The 15,829-nt window shown below is 54.2% G+C and carries 13 protein-coding genes; 5 read left to right on the top strand and 8 right to left on the bottom strand.

What is annotated here, in order from left to right:
• Window positions 1–290: 290 nt before the first annotated feature.
• Window positions 291–1,946: a putative transporter gene (locus tag WG891_RS20320; protein WP_337264264.1), complete on the top strand. Its 1,656-nt coding sequence runs from the start codon at window positions 291–293 to the stop codon at window positions 1,944–1,946.
• 37 nt (window positions 1,947–1,983) lie between these two features.
• Here WG891_RS20320 and WG891_RS20325 read toward each other — a convergent pair whose 3' ends face one another.
• A complete protein-coding gene (locus WG891_RS20325) occupies window positions 1,984–3,237 on the bottom strand; it encodes a valine--pyruvate transaminase (RefSeq protein WP_337264265.1) in 1,254 nt (417 codons plus the stop codon).
• A 258-nt stretch (window positions 3,238–3,495) separates the two neighbouring features.
• Entirely contained in the window at window positions 3,496–5,562 is a 2,067-nt protein-coding gene (locus tag WG891_RS20330) for an alpha-amylase (protein ID WP_337264266.1), read from the bottom strand.
• Between the two features lie 189 nt (window positions 5,563–5,751).
• Between WG891_RS20330 and WG891_RS20335 the strand changes: the two genes are divergently transcribed.
• Both WG891_RS20335 and WG891_RS20340 read left to right on the top strand, forming a co-directional pair.
• Entirely contained in the window at window positions 5,752–6,000 is a 249-nt protein-coding gene (locus WG891_RS20335; RefSeq protein ID WP_337264267.1) for a CopG family ribbon-helix-helix protein, read from the top strand.
• A complete protein-coding gene (locus WG891_RS20340) occupies window positions 5,990–6,274 on the top strand; it encodes a type II toxin-antitoxin system RelE/ParE family toxin (RefSeq protein WP_337264268.1) in 285 nt (94 codons plus the stop codon). The genes WG891_RS20335 and WG891_RS20340 overlap by 11 nt, the downstream gene beginning before the upstream one ends.
• Before the next feature lie 7 nt (window positions 6,275–6,281).
• On the opposite strand, the gene WG891_RS20345 is transcribed toward WG891_RS20340, so the two are convergent.
• From WG891_RS20345 to WG891_RS20370, 6 genes are all read right to left on the bottom strand, one after another.
• Window positions 6,282–6,740: an RES family NAD+ phosphorylase gene (locus tag WG891_RS20345; protein ID WP_337264269.1), complete on the bottom strand. Its 459-nt coding sequence runs from the start codon at window positions 6,738–6,740 to the stop codon at window positions 6,282–6,284.
• Window positions 6,737–7,183, bottom strand: a complete 447-nt coding sequence (parS, locus tag WG891_RS20350) for a type II RES/Xre toxin-antitoxin system antitoxin (RefSeq protein WP_337264270.1) — start codon at window positions 7,181–7,183, stop codon at window positions 6,737–6,739. The genes WG891_RS20345 and parS overlap by 4 nt, the downstream gene beginning before the upstream one ends.
• Before the next feature lie 83 nt (window positions 7,184–7,266).
• Window positions 7,267–8,244: a glyoxylate/hydroxypyruvate reductase GhrB gene (ghrB, locus tag WG891_RS20355; protein ID WP_337264271.1), complete on the bottom strand. Its 978-nt coding sequence runs from the start codon at window positions 8,242–8,244 to the stop codon at window positions 7,267–7,269.
• A gap of 129 nt (window positions 8,245–8,373) precedes the next feature.
• Window positions 8,374–9,036 (bottom strand): OmpA family lipoprotein, encoded by a 663-nt coding sequence (locus WG891_RS20360; protein ID WP_076943813.1) that lies wholly within the window; start codon window positions 9,034–9,036, stop codon window positions 8,374–8,376.
• 179 nt (window positions 9,037–9,215) lie between these two features.
• Window positions 9,216–9,623 carry an N-acetyltransferase gene (locus WG891_RS20365; protein ID WP_337264277.1) on the bottom strand — a complete coding sequence of 136 codons (408 nt, stop codon included), beginning with the start codon at window positions 9,621–9,623 and terminating at the stop codon, window positions 9,216–9,218.
• 35 nt (window positions 9,624–9,658) lie between these two features.
• Window positions 9,659–10,231: a DNA-3-methyladenine glycosylase I gene (locus tag WG891_RS20370; protein ID WP_337264272.1), complete on the bottom strand. Its 573-nt coding sequence runs from the start codon at window positions 10,229–10,231 to the stop codon at window positions 9,659–9,661.
• 197 nt (window positions 10,232–10,428) lie between these two features.
• Between WG891_RS20370 and WG891_RS20375 the strand changes: the two genes are divergently transcribed.
• Both WG891_RS20375 and WG891_RS20380 read left to right on the top strand, forming a co-directional pair.
• The gene (locus tag WG891_RS20375; RefSeq protein ID WP_337264273.1) at window positions 10,429–12,417 is read left to right on the top strand and encodes an autotransporter outer membrane beta-barrel domain-containing protein; all 1,989 of its coding nucleotides are present in this window, start codon (window positions 10,429–10,431) and stop codon (window positions 12,415–12,417) included.
• 575 nt (window positions 12,418–12,992) lie between these two features.
• Window positions 12,993–15,829 (top strand): autotransporter-associated beta strand repeat-containing protein (locus WG891_RS20380; protein ID WP_337264274.1); only part of this gene is annotated, 2,837 nt, incomplete at its 3' end.

The raw sequence follows: 15,829 nt of genomic DNA on the forward strand, positions 1-15,829 counted from the left end.
GGCTGAAAAAAAAGAAAAACGCACGGGGGAAGTCCATTCGGGCTTCCCCCGTTGCATTCTGTGGCACAACCCACATTCCCCCCCTTCACCTTATGTCAGAATCCTTATTAATTGCAGGTATTTATGCCCTATGAATTTCACGTTGCAGCTAGGCAACAAGCTTACTTATCCCCTGTAGCTTACTGAGGTAAGTGACAGGGGTGAGTAAGCGCAGGTAACAACGCTGCAGCTTGAAATGCGACGGGGATAACCGCATACCGATTGTTAAACTTGTGGTAAGGATGTGACCTATGAGTGATATTGCCCTGACCGTCAGCATGTTGGCGTTGGTGGCTATTCTCGGATTGTGGATCGGAAACTGGAAAGTGTACGGCGTCGGGTTGGGGATTGGTGGGGTGCTGTTCGGCGGTATTATCGTCGGGCATTTCGCTCAGACTTATCAGATCAGCCTTAACGGCGACATGCTGCACTTTATTCAGGAATTCGGCCTGATCCTGTTTGTTTACACCATCGGTATTCAGGTTGGACCTGGTTTCTTCTCGTCCCTGCGCGTTTCCGGCTTGCGGCTGAACGGCTTTGCCATTTTGCTGGTGCTGGTGGGCGGCGTGGTGGCCGCGATTGTGCATAAGCTGTTTGCCGTGCCGCTGCCGATCATTCTTGGCGTGTTTTCCGGTGCGGTGACCAACACCCCGGCGCTGGGGGCTGGGCAGCAAATCCTCACCGATCTGGGTTCCGATCCGGATTTGGTTAATCGCATGGGGATGGGGTATGCGATGGCCTATCCGTTCGGTATCTGCGGCATTTTGCTGGTGATGTGGCTAATCCGCCTGTTCTTTCGCATCAATATTGATAAGGAAGCGCGGGAATTTGAAAGTAGCCTGGGCAATAGCGAACTGCTGCAGACCATGAACGTGGCGGTGCGCAACCCTAACCTGCATGGCATGGCGATCAAAAACGTACCGCTGCTCAACAGTGACGACATTATCTGCTCGCGCCTCAAACGCGGTGACTTGCTGATGGTGCCTGCCCCGCAAGAGAAGCTGGAATTGGGGGATTTCCTGCATCTGGTGGGCAAGCGTGAACAGCTGGAAAACGCCCGGTTGGTGATTGGCGAGGAGGTGGATGTGTCACTCTCCACTCAGGGAACGGCGCTGCAGGTGGTGCGTGCGGTGGTCACCAACGAAAAGGTGCTGGGTAAAAAAATCCGCGATCTGAATCTGAAACAGAAATACGACGTGGTGATTTCGCGCCTCAATCGTTCTGGGGTAGAACTGGTGGCAGGCAGCAATGTCACGCTGCAGTTCGGCGATATTCTCAACCTGGTCGGGCGGCCAGAGGCGATCGAAGCCGTGGCGGCGATCGTCGGGAACGCCAAGCAGAAGCTGCAACAGGTGCAGATGCTGCCGGTGTTTATCGGTATCGGCCTGGGGGTGCTGTTGGGCTCGATTCCGCTGTTTATTCCCGGTTTCCCGGCGGCGTTACGCCTGGGGCTGGCCGGTGGCCCGCTGGTGGTGGCGCTGATCCTCGGGCGTATCGGCAGCATCGGCAAGCTGTACTGGTTTATGCCGCCGAGTGCCAACCTGGCGCTGCGTGAGCTGGGGATCGTGCTGTTTTTGGCGGTGGTCGGCCTGAAGTCGGGCGGTAACTTTATCGATACCTTGCTGCACGGCGAAGGGATGGCCTGGGTGGGATACGGTGTGCTGATCACCTCTATTCCGCTGATCACCGTGGGGGTTTTGGCCCGGGTGGTAGGCAAGATGAACTACCTGACGCTCTCCGGCATGCTGGCCGGTTCGATGACCGATCCTCCTGCGCTGGCCTTTGCCAACGGCCTGCATCCAACCTGTGGGGCTGCGGCACTGTCTTACGCCACGGTGTATCCGCTGGCGATGTTCCTGCGCATCATGTCACCGCAGCTGTTGGCGGTGCTGTTCTGGACGATGTAGTGAGATCGGGGGCTCTGCTGGCAGAGCCCCCGCTGACTTAACCCGCTTCCTGGTGTGCCCGCTCGATCTCTTCCGCCAAGATTTTCACACCACGCTCAATCTGCTGCGGATCCGGCACATAGTTCATGCGCATACACTGGTGGGTATGCGGCCAATCATGTTCCAAACCTGGGAAAAAGTAGTGGCCCGGCACCATCAGCACGCCGCGTTTTTTCAGGCGTTGGTACAGCAGTTCGGTGCTGATCGGCAGATCTTTGAACCAGAGCCAGAGGAAAATCGCCCCTTCCGGCTTGTGGATCAGGCAACGCTCCGGCGACAGATAACGGCGCAAAATGCCAATGGTCTGTTCGACGCGTTGCTTGTAGAACGGGCGGATCACCTCATTGGACAAACGCAGCAGATCGCCGCGCTCAATCATCTCCGTTGCCACTGCTGGGCCGATGCTACCCGGTGACAGGCTGATAATGCCGTTCATATTAGTGAGCGCCGTGATGATTTTCTCATCGGCAATCACGATACCGCAGCGTGATCCCGGCAGGCCGAGTTTGGACAAGCTCATGCACAGAATGATATTCGGGTTCCACAGCGGCGTGGCTTCGCTGAAGATGATGCCGGGGAACGGCACGCCGTAGGCGTTGTCGATCACCAGTGGGATATCCCGCTGCTGCGCCAGCAGATCGAGCTTCATCAGCTCTTCGTCGGTGATCACGTTGCCGGTCGGGTTGGTCGGGCGTGAAACGCAGATCATACCGATGTCGTCGCCGATGTTCAGATGTTCAAAATCGACGTGGTATTTGAACTGGCCGTCTGGCAGCAGCTCGATGTTCGGTTTGGCAGAGACAAACAGCCCGTCGTCCAGCCCGGAATCGGCATAGCCGATGTACTCTGGCGCCAGTGGGAACAGCACGCGTCGGCGGCTGCCGTCGGCATAGCGGCCAGCGAACAGGTTGAACAAGTAGAAAAACGCGCTTTGGCTGCCGTTGGTCAGTGCAATATTCTGTGGTTCGATCTGCCAGCCCAGCTCTTCCTGTAACAACGTGGCCAGCGCTTTCAGCAGGGTGTCTTTACCCTGTGGGCCATCGTAGTTGCACAGTGCTTCGGTGAGTTTGCCCTGATCGAGCATCTCTTGGCACAGTTGCTTGAAGTAGCTTTCCATCTCTGGGATATGCGCCGGGTTACCGCCGCCGAGCATGATAGCGCCAGGAGTGCGCAGGCCATCGTTCATATCGTCCATCAAGCGGGTAATGCCCGCGTAACGGGTAAATTTGTCGCCGAAAAGTGAAAAAGTCATATACCATTCATACTTGAAGCCGCAGGGGTGTTGGCTGCCCTCGCTCACCCGAATCACTTACTTTAGTAAGCTCATCGGGATTCGCTCTGTTGCCGCCTACCTGCAACTCCAAGTATTTTTGGTATAGGCGCAACAGTATTGTTATCAGCAGGTAAACCACCACCATAACGCCAGACAAATTCCGGTGCAATGCGGCGATATTTCCCCCGCTGGGGAGAGATATCGCCCAGCGGGTTTTTGCTAGCACAACCTGCTGAATTATTGTGACCGATCGCCAGCCCACACCACCATCACCTTGTCGCCATCATGCTGACGGCTGAAGGCATAGTAGCTTGGCGTTTGCTGCGACTGTTGCGTGCCAGAACCGATCGCCGGGTGGCGCGCGCGGAACTGGCCCAGCACCTGCCAGTGTGCCAGCAGCGGTGCTTTGGCTGCTTTCAGTTCATCCCAGTTCATGTCGGAGCGCGTGCCCTGCAGCGGATCGGAGCCCGTTGGCCCGAACGGCCGGCCGCTTTCATCACCGTAATAAATCTGCACCGCCCCCGGAGCCAGCAACAGCAGGTCTGCCGCCCGTTGCTGCAGCGGCAGTGAGCCTTTGGCGTCGTGGGTGAAGAACAGGCGCGTATCGTGTGAAGAGAGATAGCTCAGCACGTTGAAGCTTTGCAGCTTGTCGGCCATTTGCTGGTAGGTAGTGTCGATGTTAGAGAAGCAGCCTAACGCCTGAGCGGCCTGATCCTGAAAATCAAAGTTGATCATCGCATCGAAGCCGTTCTGGTAATAATCACTCTCCATCACGCCATGGCCCCAGGCTTCGCCGGTCATCCAGAACGGCGCGTCGTCCAGCGCCTGTTTAGGATTGGCCGCCTTCCACTCTGCCAGCGCGGTGGCGGCGCGCTGTTTCAGCAACGCTAGCGTGGGTTTTTCGACGTGTTTGGCGGTGTCGACGCGGAAACCATCAATGCCGTAATCACGAACCCACTGGCTGAGCCAGATGGTCAGATAGTCGCGGGTGGTAGCTCCGGGGATTTCGCGCGCGGCGGTGTCCGGCTTATGGCGGTAAAACAGCGGCAGGCCGCTGGCACCGGGCGCTTCGGTTTTGATATCCGGCAGGAACGCCAGCGACATGGTCAGATCGTTAAAGCCCGGTGAATCGTAGTCACCGATATCGGTGCGGATCCAATTTTTGCCCCACCATTGGCTCCAGCCTGCTTTATCACTGAAATTAATGTAGTCGTTAAAACTGTGCCAACTCTGGCCCGGCCCCGGCTGCCAATCGCCCCAGTTTTTGCCCAAGGTTTTTTCGAGCTCGCCGTCTTTCAGGTACAGCGAACCGAACTGAAACTGTTGCATATCGGTCAATGTGGCATAGCCGACGTGATTGACCACCACGTCAAACAGAATACGGATGCCGCGCTGATGCGCCTGTTCTACCAGGTTGCGCAGATCCTGTTCGGTGCCCATATTGGCATCGAGCCTGGTCCAATCCTGATGGTAGTAACCGTGGTAGGCATAATGCGGGAAATCGCCTTTGGTGCCGCCGCCAACCCAGCCGTGGATTTGTTCCAGCGGTGAGCTGATCCACAGCGCATTGACGCCGAGCTGTTGCAGATAGTCTAACTTTTGCGTCAGCCCAGCGAGATCGCCACCGTGAAAGGTACCGATCTCCTGCATACCGTCGCTGCGGCGGCCATAGCTGTGATCGTTAGCGGGGTTGCCGTTTGCAAAGCGATCGGTTAGCACAAAATAGACCGTGGCATTGTGCCAGTTGAAGGCGGCCTGCTGCTGCGTGGCGGCAGATTCCAGCAGCAACATACCGCCGCTGTTGGCCACCGGTTGCAGCGTGACCTTGCCCAAAGAGACTTTCGCGGTTTGGCCAGAGTAGAAATCGCGCACCATTTCGCCTTCGGCAAAGGTGCCGTTAACGGCGATGGTAACCGGTTTGCCGTCCCAGCGTTGGCAGGTGTGAGCCATCGTGGCGACGCTGTTTTCCGGCTCGGCTTTCAGGCTGAGCTGCAACGTTGGGGTGCCGCTGCGGGTATCAATACTCACCAGATATTCGCCGTTGCGAAATAGCCGCCAGTTGGCCGGTGGGGTATCCGCGCAGGGTTGCAGCGACAGGGGCTGATTGAGCTTTATCGCCTCGGCCGGCTGCCAGCACTGTTTATCCTGGTAAAGTTGCAACGGCAGTTGCCCTTTTGGCAGCGTTGCCTGGCTGATAAACAGCCCGCTGGAAGATTCGTTGAAGGCAGGGAAGCTTTGCAGCGTCCAGGTGGCTAAGGCTGCGGGTGAAAACAGTATTAACAGAGGAATTGTCAGGCGTTTCATGGCTCTCCTTACTCATGGCAGGAAGCGTTTTTTATCCTAGGGTAGTGCTCAGTTTGCTGAATGAAGGAAAAATCGCCTCCTCCCCTGGCAGGAATTTGGGGGCGGAGGGGGTAGGGGGAGAGGTTTGACTATGTTCTGCTGTTTTTTTAATCTATATTACAATATAAACATTGTAGTGTGAGGTAACCTATGAGCGTAATGTCTGTACGTCTTTCCGACGAACTCTCCGAGCAGCTTGAAGCCCTGGCAGAAGCGACCGGCAGAACCAAATCCTTTCTGGCGGTGCAAGCGATTCGGGATTTTTTAAACCGTGAGGCTTGGCAGGTTGCTGAAATTCAGCAGGCCATCCTTGAAGCAGATAACGGCGATTTTGCATCAAGCAGTGAAATGACGGCCCGTTTTAAGCGAATGGGAGTGTTCGATCCGGATGGAAATTAAATGGCTAAGGAAAGCCACAATTAATTTTGATGATGAATATGAATGGCTTTACCAAGAGAACCCACAAGCCGCGGCCGAATTTGCCAGAGACGTTTTTCGCCAGGTGAACTTGCTGGTGACTCATCCGGCGTTAGGTCGGGCGGGCCGAGTGATGGGAACGCGGGAAATTGTGATGCACTCCTTCCCTTATCTGATCCCCTACAGAATTAAAAACAATGAAATACATATTTTCAGGGTATTCCATACGCGCAGGCGGCCACCGGAAAAGTATTAATTCCGCGTTATTTCAGCCTAGCGTCGAACCTGTGTGGTATCGCCTGGGCGCTAGCCAGGTAGGCCGCGAAATCAGCATGCTGGGGGTTAATCAACAGGTTGTTTTCCATCGGCACCACCGCCGAGGGAACCAGTAACCCCACAGAGGTGGCTGAATCCAACCATTCTGAACCGATGTCCATGGTTTCTTGCGGTGCGGTGAATTGTTGCCAGTTTGCGGGCAAAGCGTTTGGGGCCAGCGTAATGATATCCGTGTCCGCCACCTCAATACTCAGCAGGGTGTAATGCTGCAACAGGGCGGCTTCGTCAAAGTGCACCAGGCACTCGAGCATCGCCAAGGAGACCGAGGTCGCCAGGTAGATCATGGCTTTGCCTTTGTGGTTCCAGCGGCCGCCGTATTGCTGGGCACCGTAACCCGACCAGGCGCTATCCAGAAACTTGGTTTTTACGATGCGATACCCGATCACGAGAAAACGCCGTGTTCAAGCCTGCCGATGAGATCGAGTACCTCAACCGCGCCGCTTTCGGTATTCAGCAGGCTTTCTGGGGTTTCATTCGCCAGGCCGCGCACGGGTTTACGCATCCAGTTAACCGCTTTTTCACGATCGCCTTCGAACAGCGCGACGGCGGCATCGGCCACGCGGATCAAGCGCGCAATCTTCTCGCTTTCGTCCGGGCTTAATGTCCCGCTGCCTGCCTTCCTGCGGCTCAGCGTTTTGGCATTGATGCCGGTAATGCGCAGGATATCCGCTTTCGGAAAACCGGCCCAACTGTGGATGGTTTCAATCACTGATACCGGCAGGCCTTGGCGCAAGCGCAGGATTAATTCCGGCCCTCTGCTGGCAGGGAAACCGGCAGAGCGCCACAGCTCATTACTGGTTGGCCGTTTAGAGGGGCTGAATGTGCGCATAAAACCTCCTGTTGCTCATTTGTCTTACTTCAGTATAGACATTTGTCCGTTACTGCACAATCAGCCAATCAGAGCCGCACCTATCATGCCGTCTTCAGCACCTGCGGATTAACGCAGTTTTCTTTCACCGTGCCGGTCAGCGCGGCGATCAAATTGTCTACCGCGCAGGCGGCCATGCCGTAGCGGGTTTCATGGGTGGCAGAACCGATGTGTGGCAGGGCAACCACGTTCGGCAGTTTCAGCAGCGGTGAATTCACCGCTAGCGGCTCCTGCTCGAATACGTCCAGCCCGGCGGCGTGGATCGTACCGTTTTGCAAGGCTTCGATCAGTGCGGCTTCATCAACCACCGGGCCACGGCCCGCGTTAATCAGGATGCCGCTCTTTTTCATTTTCGCCAATTGCTCACGGCCGATGATATGGAAGGTTTCGTCGGTTAACGGCAGGACAATGCAGACAAAGTCGGATTCGGCCAGCAGCGTATCGAGATCGCAGCGGCGGGCGCTGAAACGCTGCTCCGCTTCCTGATGAACGCGGCGGGCGTTATACAGCACCGGCATGCCGAAACCAAAGTGCGCGCGCTGCGCCAGCGCCATGCCGATGCGGCCCATGCCGAGAATACCGATGGTTTTATGGTGTACGTCCACCCCGTACCACTCAGGGCCGATGCTCTCCTGCCATTCCCCTGCCTTCACCCGTTCAGCCACTTCGACCATGCGGCGTGCGCTGGCTAGCATCAACCCCATCAGGGTATCGGCGACGGTTTCGGTCAGCACGGTCGGGGTGTGCATCAGCGCTATGCGGCGAGCGTTGAGCGCCTCGACGTCAAAGTTATCGTAACCCACGGCAATGGTTGATGCCGCGCGCAGCTTGGGGGCCTGCTGCAGGAAAGCGTCGTCGATCTTGCCGCCGGAACCGATGATTCCTTCAGCCTGTTGCAGCGCCTGTTTCAGGGCGGGGTTCTCTGGGTTCAGTTCGTCGAAGGCATGGACGGTAAAATGTTGCTCCAGCCGTGCATGCAGGTCAGGGGGAATACTTTTGTACAACACAATGGAAGGCTTCATCACAAACTCCAGCAGGCTAACGATTGGTTTAAAATAACATAAAGCGCCAACGGGAGAAGGACGGGGTTTATTCTGCGGAATCGTTACATTAGGGTGCTGAAATCAGCGGGGCGAATGCCCCGCTCGGCGTTACTGCAATGGGCTGAGTGTGATCTCAACGCGGCGGTTTTGCGCCTTGCCTTCCGCCGTGCTGTTGGAGGCGATCGGCTGATCCGGGCCAACGCCGCTGGAACGGATGCGGTTGGCGGCAACGCCCTGGGTGATTAATGCGCTGGCAACGCCATCGGCACGTTGCTGCGACAGCGTCATGTTGAGTGCACGGCTACCGGTGCTGTCGGTGTGGCCTACCACGTTGACGGCGGTTTTCTCATACTCCTTCAGCACCATGGCAACGCCCACCAGAGTGTTGGCACCAGCCGGTTTCAGCGTGCTGCTGTTGGTATCGAAGGTAACGTTATTTGGCATATTCAGCACGATGTTATCGCCCTGGCGGGTGACGCTGACGCCGGTTCCTTGCATTTTTTCGCGCAGTTTGGCTTCCTGCACGTCCATGTAATAACCGGCTCCGCCACCCAGTGCCGCCCCGGCCGCTGCGCCGATCAGGGCACCTTTACCGCGATCTTTTTTCGATGAGGAGAGCACGCCGATACCGGCTCCCAGAACGGCGCCAACGCCAGCGCCAATGCCCGCTTTACCGGCTTGTGATTCCCCGGTGTAAGGATTGGTGGTACAGGCGGACAGCGTCATGATAGCGGCGACCGCCCCGGCAATGATTGCAATGCGTTTTTTCATGGTTTTTCCCTTAAATGGCATCAAGATCTGCAATCGCAGAAAACGCCTACAAATATGACGACGGAAGCTAACCGGCAATCAGAGGGAGGGAAACCAGAAAAAGCTGAATTATCAACGGTAATGGGATCTTTAAGATAATACTCCCCTCCCGCCGTGCGTTTTGAGCAACGGCCACGGCTTCAGGAGAGGTGTAGATCGGTACCAGCCCAGTTCATGATCAGCGTATAAGCCTGGGTTTCCTGGTTGAACAGACGCTGCATTTGGCGAAAGCCCTGCTTGCGGTAAAACGCGCAGGCGCGCAGATTCTGCTCATACACTTCCAGGCTCAGCCAGGGGTGGTGCTGCTGCACGTAAGTCATCAATGCTTGGCCGACCCCTTTGCCATGAAATTCCTGCTGAACAAACAGTGCACCGATGAAACGCTCATTCAGTACGCTGATAAAACCGACGATCTGCCCGCCACACAGATAAACCCAGTTGGTTGCGCGCGGCAGATAGCTTTCGCGCACCAGTTGAGCACTCTCTTGCCAATACTCTGCCGCAATGAATGGATGCGCCTGGGTCGTACTTGCCAGCCACAGCGCCATCAGGGGTTCGATGTCAGCCGAGCGGGCGGTGCGGATTACGCCCTGCGCTGCTTTGGGTGGCTGATACAACCGGTCAGGTGATCGTTCACCAAGCCACTGGCCTGCATAAAGGCATAGCAGATGGTGGAACCGATAAATTTGAAGCCGCGTTTTTTCAGCGCTTTGGACATGGCATCGGAACGTTCAGTTTTTGCCGGAACTTCGCTCAGCGCTTGCCAATGGTTCAACAGAGGTTGGCCGTCGACAAAACTCCAGATAAAGGTAACAAAGTCTTCACCTGCCGCCTCCATGGCTAAATAGGCCTTGGCGTTGGTAATAATGGCTTCGATTTTACCCCGGTGGCGGATGATGCCGCTGTCCTGCAACAGGGTTTCCACCTCCTGCTCGGTCATGGCGGCAACGCGTTGCGGATCGAAATTATGGAAGGCGCGGCGGTAGTTTTCGCGCTTTTTCAGGACGGTGATCCAGGAAAGCCCCGCCTGCTGCCCCTCCAGACACAGCATTTCAAACAGCTCTCGTGCATCGGTGGTGGGGGTGCCCCATTCTCGATCGTGGTATTCCAGATACAACGGATCGGCTGTTACCCAGCCGCAACGCTCGCTGATCATACTAACGTTCCTTATGCTGTATTTATTTACAGGTAATCATCGCTGGAAGTGTGCTGGTTGGCAAGCTTTTGATGGTTTTATCGTCACTTGACTTGACGTAATGTGAAAGCCCGCAATATTTACTGCATGGCTGCAAGATAACGGCCCACGATAAAAAATGTCATTTTATTCATTTGCTGACTCTGAGGAGTCTCTTCATGCCTCTAAAAATCATCTCTACACCGCGCCCGGCGGTGCTTGCAGTGGCTTTGGCGTTTTTTCTCAATGCGCCGGTACAGGCTTATGATCAGCTTTATGTGTTTGGTGACAGCCTGAGTGACACAGGCAACAATGGCCGATTTACCTACGACAGCCGCCAACATCAGCTGTACGACGAAGCACTTGCCCAGCGGATTGGCGCGGCGCTGCTCGCCTCTGACGACGGTGGCTATAACTATGCAGCGGGCGCGGGTGTGGCGGTACCTGCACTCAACCCGGCGGACAATACTCAGGATCAGGTACAGCATTATCTGGCGCGAGTGAATGGCCAAGCGGACAGTGACGGGCTCTATATCCATTGGATTGGCGGCAATGATTTAGCGGCGGCGGCGATGAACCCGGTCACGGCACCGGAAGTAGCCTACGTCAGCGCTGCGGCGGCGGCGGCACAGGTACATGCTTTGCTGAATGCCGGAGCCGGAACGGTGATTGTGCCGACGGTACCGAATATCGGCTATACCCCCCAACTCATGGAGCTGATTATCCAGCAGGCGCTTACCCCGGTGCAGGGGGCAGCTATACAGGCAGCGTATGCCACGCTCAATGCGCTGGCCACGCCGGATAACGCGGCGCGTCAGCAGGCTATTCATCAGGCGCTGAGCGCCGCTGCGGCACAGGCTAGCGCCAATCCGCAGGTACAGCAATTGATCGCCGCGCAACTGATTGCCGCTTTTGGCAGCCTGAGTGCACAGGCTGGGCAACTGACCGATTTTTATAATCAGAGCGAAGACCGCCTGCTGGCGCAGGGCGGTGGTAATATCGTGCGTGTTGATGTCAATCAGCTATTCAATGAGGCGATTGCCAATCCAGGGCAGTTCGGTTTCACCAATACCGCCGGGATGGCTTGCCCGGCAGGGGTGTCAGCGGCGGTATGCCATTCGTCAACGCCCGGTTTTGATGCCAGCCAGCCTTATCTGTTTGCCGATCATCTCCATCCTAGCCCACAGGCGCATCAACTGATTGCTGACTATATTCAGGCGGTGCTCGACGGCCCGGCGCAGGCGGTGGCGCTCAATCAGGCGACGGCGGCGATGGCGCGAGACAGCCGCGCCACCCTCGACAGCCGTTTTCAGCAGTTGCGTTCCAGCCATAATCCACCCGGCTCATTGGGCGTGTTCGGGGGCTATGCCGGTCAACGCTATGATTATTCTGGAAACTTGGTGGCGGGTGAGGGCAGTGCCACCACGCATAATCTGACGGTAGGGGTGGATTATCAGCTGACGGATGACTGGTTGATCGGCGCGCTGCTGGCCGGTTCCAACGACGATCAGCAACCCTCCAGCCGCTATGAATACAAAGCGCGTGGCGTACTGTTTTCTGCTTTCAGTGCCTTATCGCTGTTTGAGCGGGGTTGGGTCAACGCAGATGTGCATTATATGACGATGAATTACGACGACATACGCCGCAGCATGTTATTGGGTTCGCTAACGCGAACCGAAACCGGCTCAACCTCGGGTAAACAGTGGGGCGCGCGCGTAACCGGCGGCTATGACTTTCCGCTGACCCCCTCTTTGACTACCGGGCCGCTGGCGCAGTTTGCCTGGGATTACAGCAACGTCTCTGGCTACAGCGAAGATGGTAACGACAGCACCGCGATGCGTTTCAACGATCAGACCTATCGTTCACAGATTGCCGCCCTAGGGTGGCGATTGGATGCGCAACTGGGGAAGGTCAACCCGTATGCTGAGGTGAGCTATCAGCACCAGTTTGGTGACGATGTCTATCGCGCAGGGGGCGGGCTGAAATCCACCCAGACCTCCTTTACCCGCGACAGTGCCAGCCAGGATAAAGACTGGGTCAATGTGACGCTGGGGGCCAATATGCCGCTGACCGAGCAGGTCGCAGCCTTCACCTCGGTTTCGCAAACCGGCGGTTTGAGCAGCGGTGAACAATTTATGTATAACGTCGGGATCAGCGCACGGTTCTGAACGCAACAAAAACAGGGTGTTGCAGACAAGGCCCTGTTTATCTTAATGCTATAAACAGCCTACGGTTATAGGCTAGCGGTAACATATTGATAAAAATAATTTCAGCACCAACTATTTGCTCTGCACCAGGAGAATTTTTGCTTGTTCTGTGAACCGCATATCGATAGATAGGGTGTTTTCCTCGGCCCTTCTTGGTGTCTATCGATTACCCCTATTTTGATGGCTGGGAAACTCAATCAATTTTTTTTGAGCTTCTTAACTATGAATATTATCAAAATTTGGGTAAATAAGCTCATTTAGACACCTGATAGATTCAAGTAAGCCAACGATCTTCAAGGCCAGTGTTGCAAAAATAGGAGTGACCATAGCATAGACCCCGTTTTTCAAGCGACTCCTACCTATACACCGGCGTATAACTGCTCAGTGTAGTAGTACCAAAAAAAATCAACCGATCTCCTAACCATGAACCATAATAGATTTGTATTCTTTTCCCTAAAAATCATTGCTACATAGTATTTTGTGAATATAGAAAATAGCTTAATGCATGACTAATGCAGCATTTTAAAGGAGTTTACATGAATAAAGTGCATCAGGTGATATGGAGTTCAGCATTACAGGTTTGGGTGGTAGTCAGTGAGTTGATTAGTCTACATAAAAAATCAGCATCAATTGGTACTGCTAGTCGTATTACACGATATATAAAAAAAATAAGTGTGGATAGCAAGATAGCAGTGTTATCACCGCTAGCAATAGCGCTGAGCATTTCATTATCGCTGGCTAACGGTCCTTTGGCTTTTGCTGCTGATATAACGTCAGGGGGAGGGAATGGTGGTAATAATATTACTCTGGCGAATGGTTCTGGGGGTTTAGGTGGGATTGCAGGTGGTGCAGGTGGTGCAGGTGGTAATGGAGTCGCAGGCTCTGGAGGTAATGGTGCCACAAAAAGTAGTAATGCCCAACCAGGTAAGCAAGTTGCAGGTGGTGGAGCAGGGGGCGCGATTGCACCTGGAACACCTGATTTAAGCTTTGGAGGAGGAGGAGGGGGGTCGGGTAACGCTACTATAGGTGCTGGTGGTCGTGGGGGAAGTGGGCTCGTCAGTAATTCACTGACCAGTAATGCGGGTGTTATCAGTGGGACTGATGGAGGAGATGTTCCGGCGCCTGGCTCTGGTGGTGGTGGTGGCGGTGGTGGGGCTTTGGTCTTGGATGGACTGCCTGATAGTTTTCTGAATACAGGGACGATTTCTGGTGGGAGAGGGGGGAATGAAACCACGAGTTCTTATGCTGGCGCTGGTGGTGGTGGTGGTGCCGGACTGGTTCTCATGGGTAATGGTACTATCGTTAATCAAGGAACCATCCGTGGAGGGATTGGTGGTGATTCTGCATTGAGTTACTCTGGCGGCGGTGGTGCGGGGACATTTTTATTTGATGGAGGTACGTTATTTAATCAAGCTGGTGGTCAAATTATAGGTGGCAATTCCGGTACAAACTCGAGTAATCGGGGGAATGCTGGCAGTGCCGTTCTGAGTAATCGAGGGAATATTACAAATAACGGTATTATTACTGGTGGTACAACGGCGGTTAATGGTATTGCTGGTAATGGTATCACCGCCAATGGTGGCAGTATCCTCAATAACTTAGGGGCTCAAATTGCTGGAGGTAACGGCGTTACGGCTGGTGGAGGCGCTGGGGTTAGTTTAGCTAATGATGGTGGTGCTACACTCACTAATCTTGGGAGTATCAGTGGTGGAACCGGAACGGGAGGGGGAATTGGTGTTAATGTTACCAGCAACAATAATACGGTAATTAATGCCGGGAACATTAATGGAACCTCAGGTGCTAATGCCATTAGGTTCATTGGTAATAATAATTTGCTGGAATTGCGTTCTGGCTATGGCTTTATTGGTAATGTAGTATCTACGGGGAGCGGTAATGTATTTGCTTTGGGTGGCGATGATGATGCAAGCTTTGATGCCACCCAGTTTGGGGTGAAATATACAGGTTTCAGTAATTACGTAAAAACGGGTAATAGCACTTGGACATTAAGCAATACCTCTACTGTTAATGGTTTGCATTGGGCTTTTAATAGCGGTGTTGTTAAAGCATCAAATATGATTTCATTTGGTGATAGTACAGGGAGTTTAACCTTCAATGGAGGAACGCTTGAACTTACTGCGACCGCAGGTACTGTTCGTGCAATAACGTTGAATGCGGGCGGGGGAATAATCAGGGCCGATGATGATGTTATTTTTACCTTGACTTCAAATAATATCAATGGCGTGGGCAGCTTGACCAAAGTAGGTGCTGGGCAACTCGTGATCAGTGGGGGCAATAGCTATACTGGTGGTACTATTCTTGATGAGGGTATGCTTAGTTTTTCTGCAGCAACGTCATTGGGTAATGGTGATATTACGCTGAATGGCGGTATATTCAATAATACTGCAGCTAGCAATATGAGTAATAGTATCAGCCTGGGGGGGGCTACCACATTACAAACAGATGCATCCTTAAGTTTGGCAGGAGAAATCACGGGTGCTGGCAGCTTCAGAAAAACGGGCTCAGGTACACTGACTCTCACAAATATCAATACTTATAGCGGCGGTAGTGTTATCAATACCGGTACGCTAGCCTTTGCGGCCGGTACTGCTTTGGGGAGTGGTAATATCACTCTTAATACAGGGACGACGCTTAACAACACGGCGGCTACCAATTTATCAAATGCAATTAACCTAGTTGGTAACTCCACTCTCCAGACGGACGCAAATTTATTACTTAACGGAGGCATTGATGGCAGCGGTGGCTTTACTAAAACCGGTACTGGCACTCTCACTCTCACTAATATCAATACTTACAGTGGTGGTACTGCTATTAATGCAGGTACGCTTGCTTTTGCGACGGATACTGCTTTAGGGAGTGGCAATATAACCCTTAATGCGGGTGCGACTCTTAATAATACTACTACCACTAATCTATCAAATAACATCACATTGGTTGGTAGTTCTATCCTTCAGAACGATGCCGATTTGTTACTGAGCGGTGATATCAGTGGTGGGGGGAGTTTTACTAAAACTGGTACCGATACCATTCTTAGCTTGAGTGGAAATAACACCTACAGCGGTGGTACGGTGATCAATGCTGGAACCCTTAGTGTCAGTCAAAACGCCAACCTGGGTACCGGCAGCGTCAGTATTGGCAGTGGCAGCACCCTGACCTTTGACACCTTTGCCGGCGGGGCCTTGACCGCCCTGAACCATGCGCTGAGCGGCGCGGGTAACTGGGTGCTGCGCAACAGCAACATCAACCTCTCTGGCAACAGCAATGCTTCAGGCTTCAGCGGCCTGCTGGACATCAACAGTAACGCCTCCCTGACGCTGAACGCGGGGAGCGCGCTGAATGCGGCTACCGAACTGCA

The organism is Serratia sp. MMO-28 (assembly GCF_037199905.1).
Taxonomy (GTDB): domain Bacteria; phylum Pseudomonadota; class Gammaproteobacteria; order Enterobacterales; family Enterobacteriaceae; genus Chania; species Chania oryzae.

What these genes read in the sequence shown, in the direction of transcription:
- WG891_RS20320 (WP_337264264.1), top strand. Translation starts at nt 291, where the DNA reads ATGAGTGATATTGCCCTGACCGTCAGCATGTTGGCGTTGGTGGCTATT.
- WG891_RS20325 (WP_337264265.1), bottom strand. Translation starts at nt 3,237, where the DNA reads ATGACTTTTTCACTTTTCGGCGACAAATTTACCCGTTACGCGGGCATT.
- WG891_RS20330 (WP_337264266.1), bottom strand. Translation starts at nt 5,562, where the DNA reads ATGAAACGCCTGACAATTCCTCTGTTAATACTGTTTTCACCCGCAGCC.
- WG891_RS20335 (WP_337264267.1), top strand. Translation starts at nt 5,752, where the DNA reads ATGAGCGTAATGTCTGTACGTCTTTCCGACGAACTCTCCGAGCAGCTT.
- WG891_RS20340 (WP_337264268.1), top strand. Translation starts at nt 5,990, where the DNA reads ATGGAAATTAAATGGCTAAGGAAAGCCACAATTAATTTTGATGATGAA.
- parS (WP_337264270.1), bottom strand. Translation starts at nt 7,183, where the DNA reads ATGCGCACATTCAGCCCCTCTAAACGGCCAACCAGTAATGAGCTGTGG.
- ghrB (WP_337264271.1), bottom strand. Translation starts at nt 8,244, where the DNA reads ATGAAGCCTTCCATTGTGTTGTACAAAAGTATTCCCCCTGACCTGCAT.
- WG891_RS20360 (WP_076943813.1), bottom strand. Translation starts at nt 9,036, where the DNA reads ATGAAAAAACGCATTGCAATCATTGCCGGGGCGGTCGCCGCTATCATG.
- WG891_RS20365 (WP_337264277.1), bottom strand. Translation starts at nt 9,623, where the DNA reads ATGGCGCTGTGGCTGGCAAGTACGACCCAGGCGCATCCATTCATTGCG.
- WG891_RS20370 (WP_337264272.1), bottom strand. Translation starts at nt 10,231, where the DNA reads ATGATCAGCGAGCGTTGCGGCTGGGTAACAGCCGATCCGTTGTATCTG.
- WG891_RS20375 (WP_337264273.1), top strand. Translation starts at nt 10,429, where the DNA reads ATGCCTCTAAAAATCATCTCTACACCGCGCCCGGCGGTGCTTGCAGTG.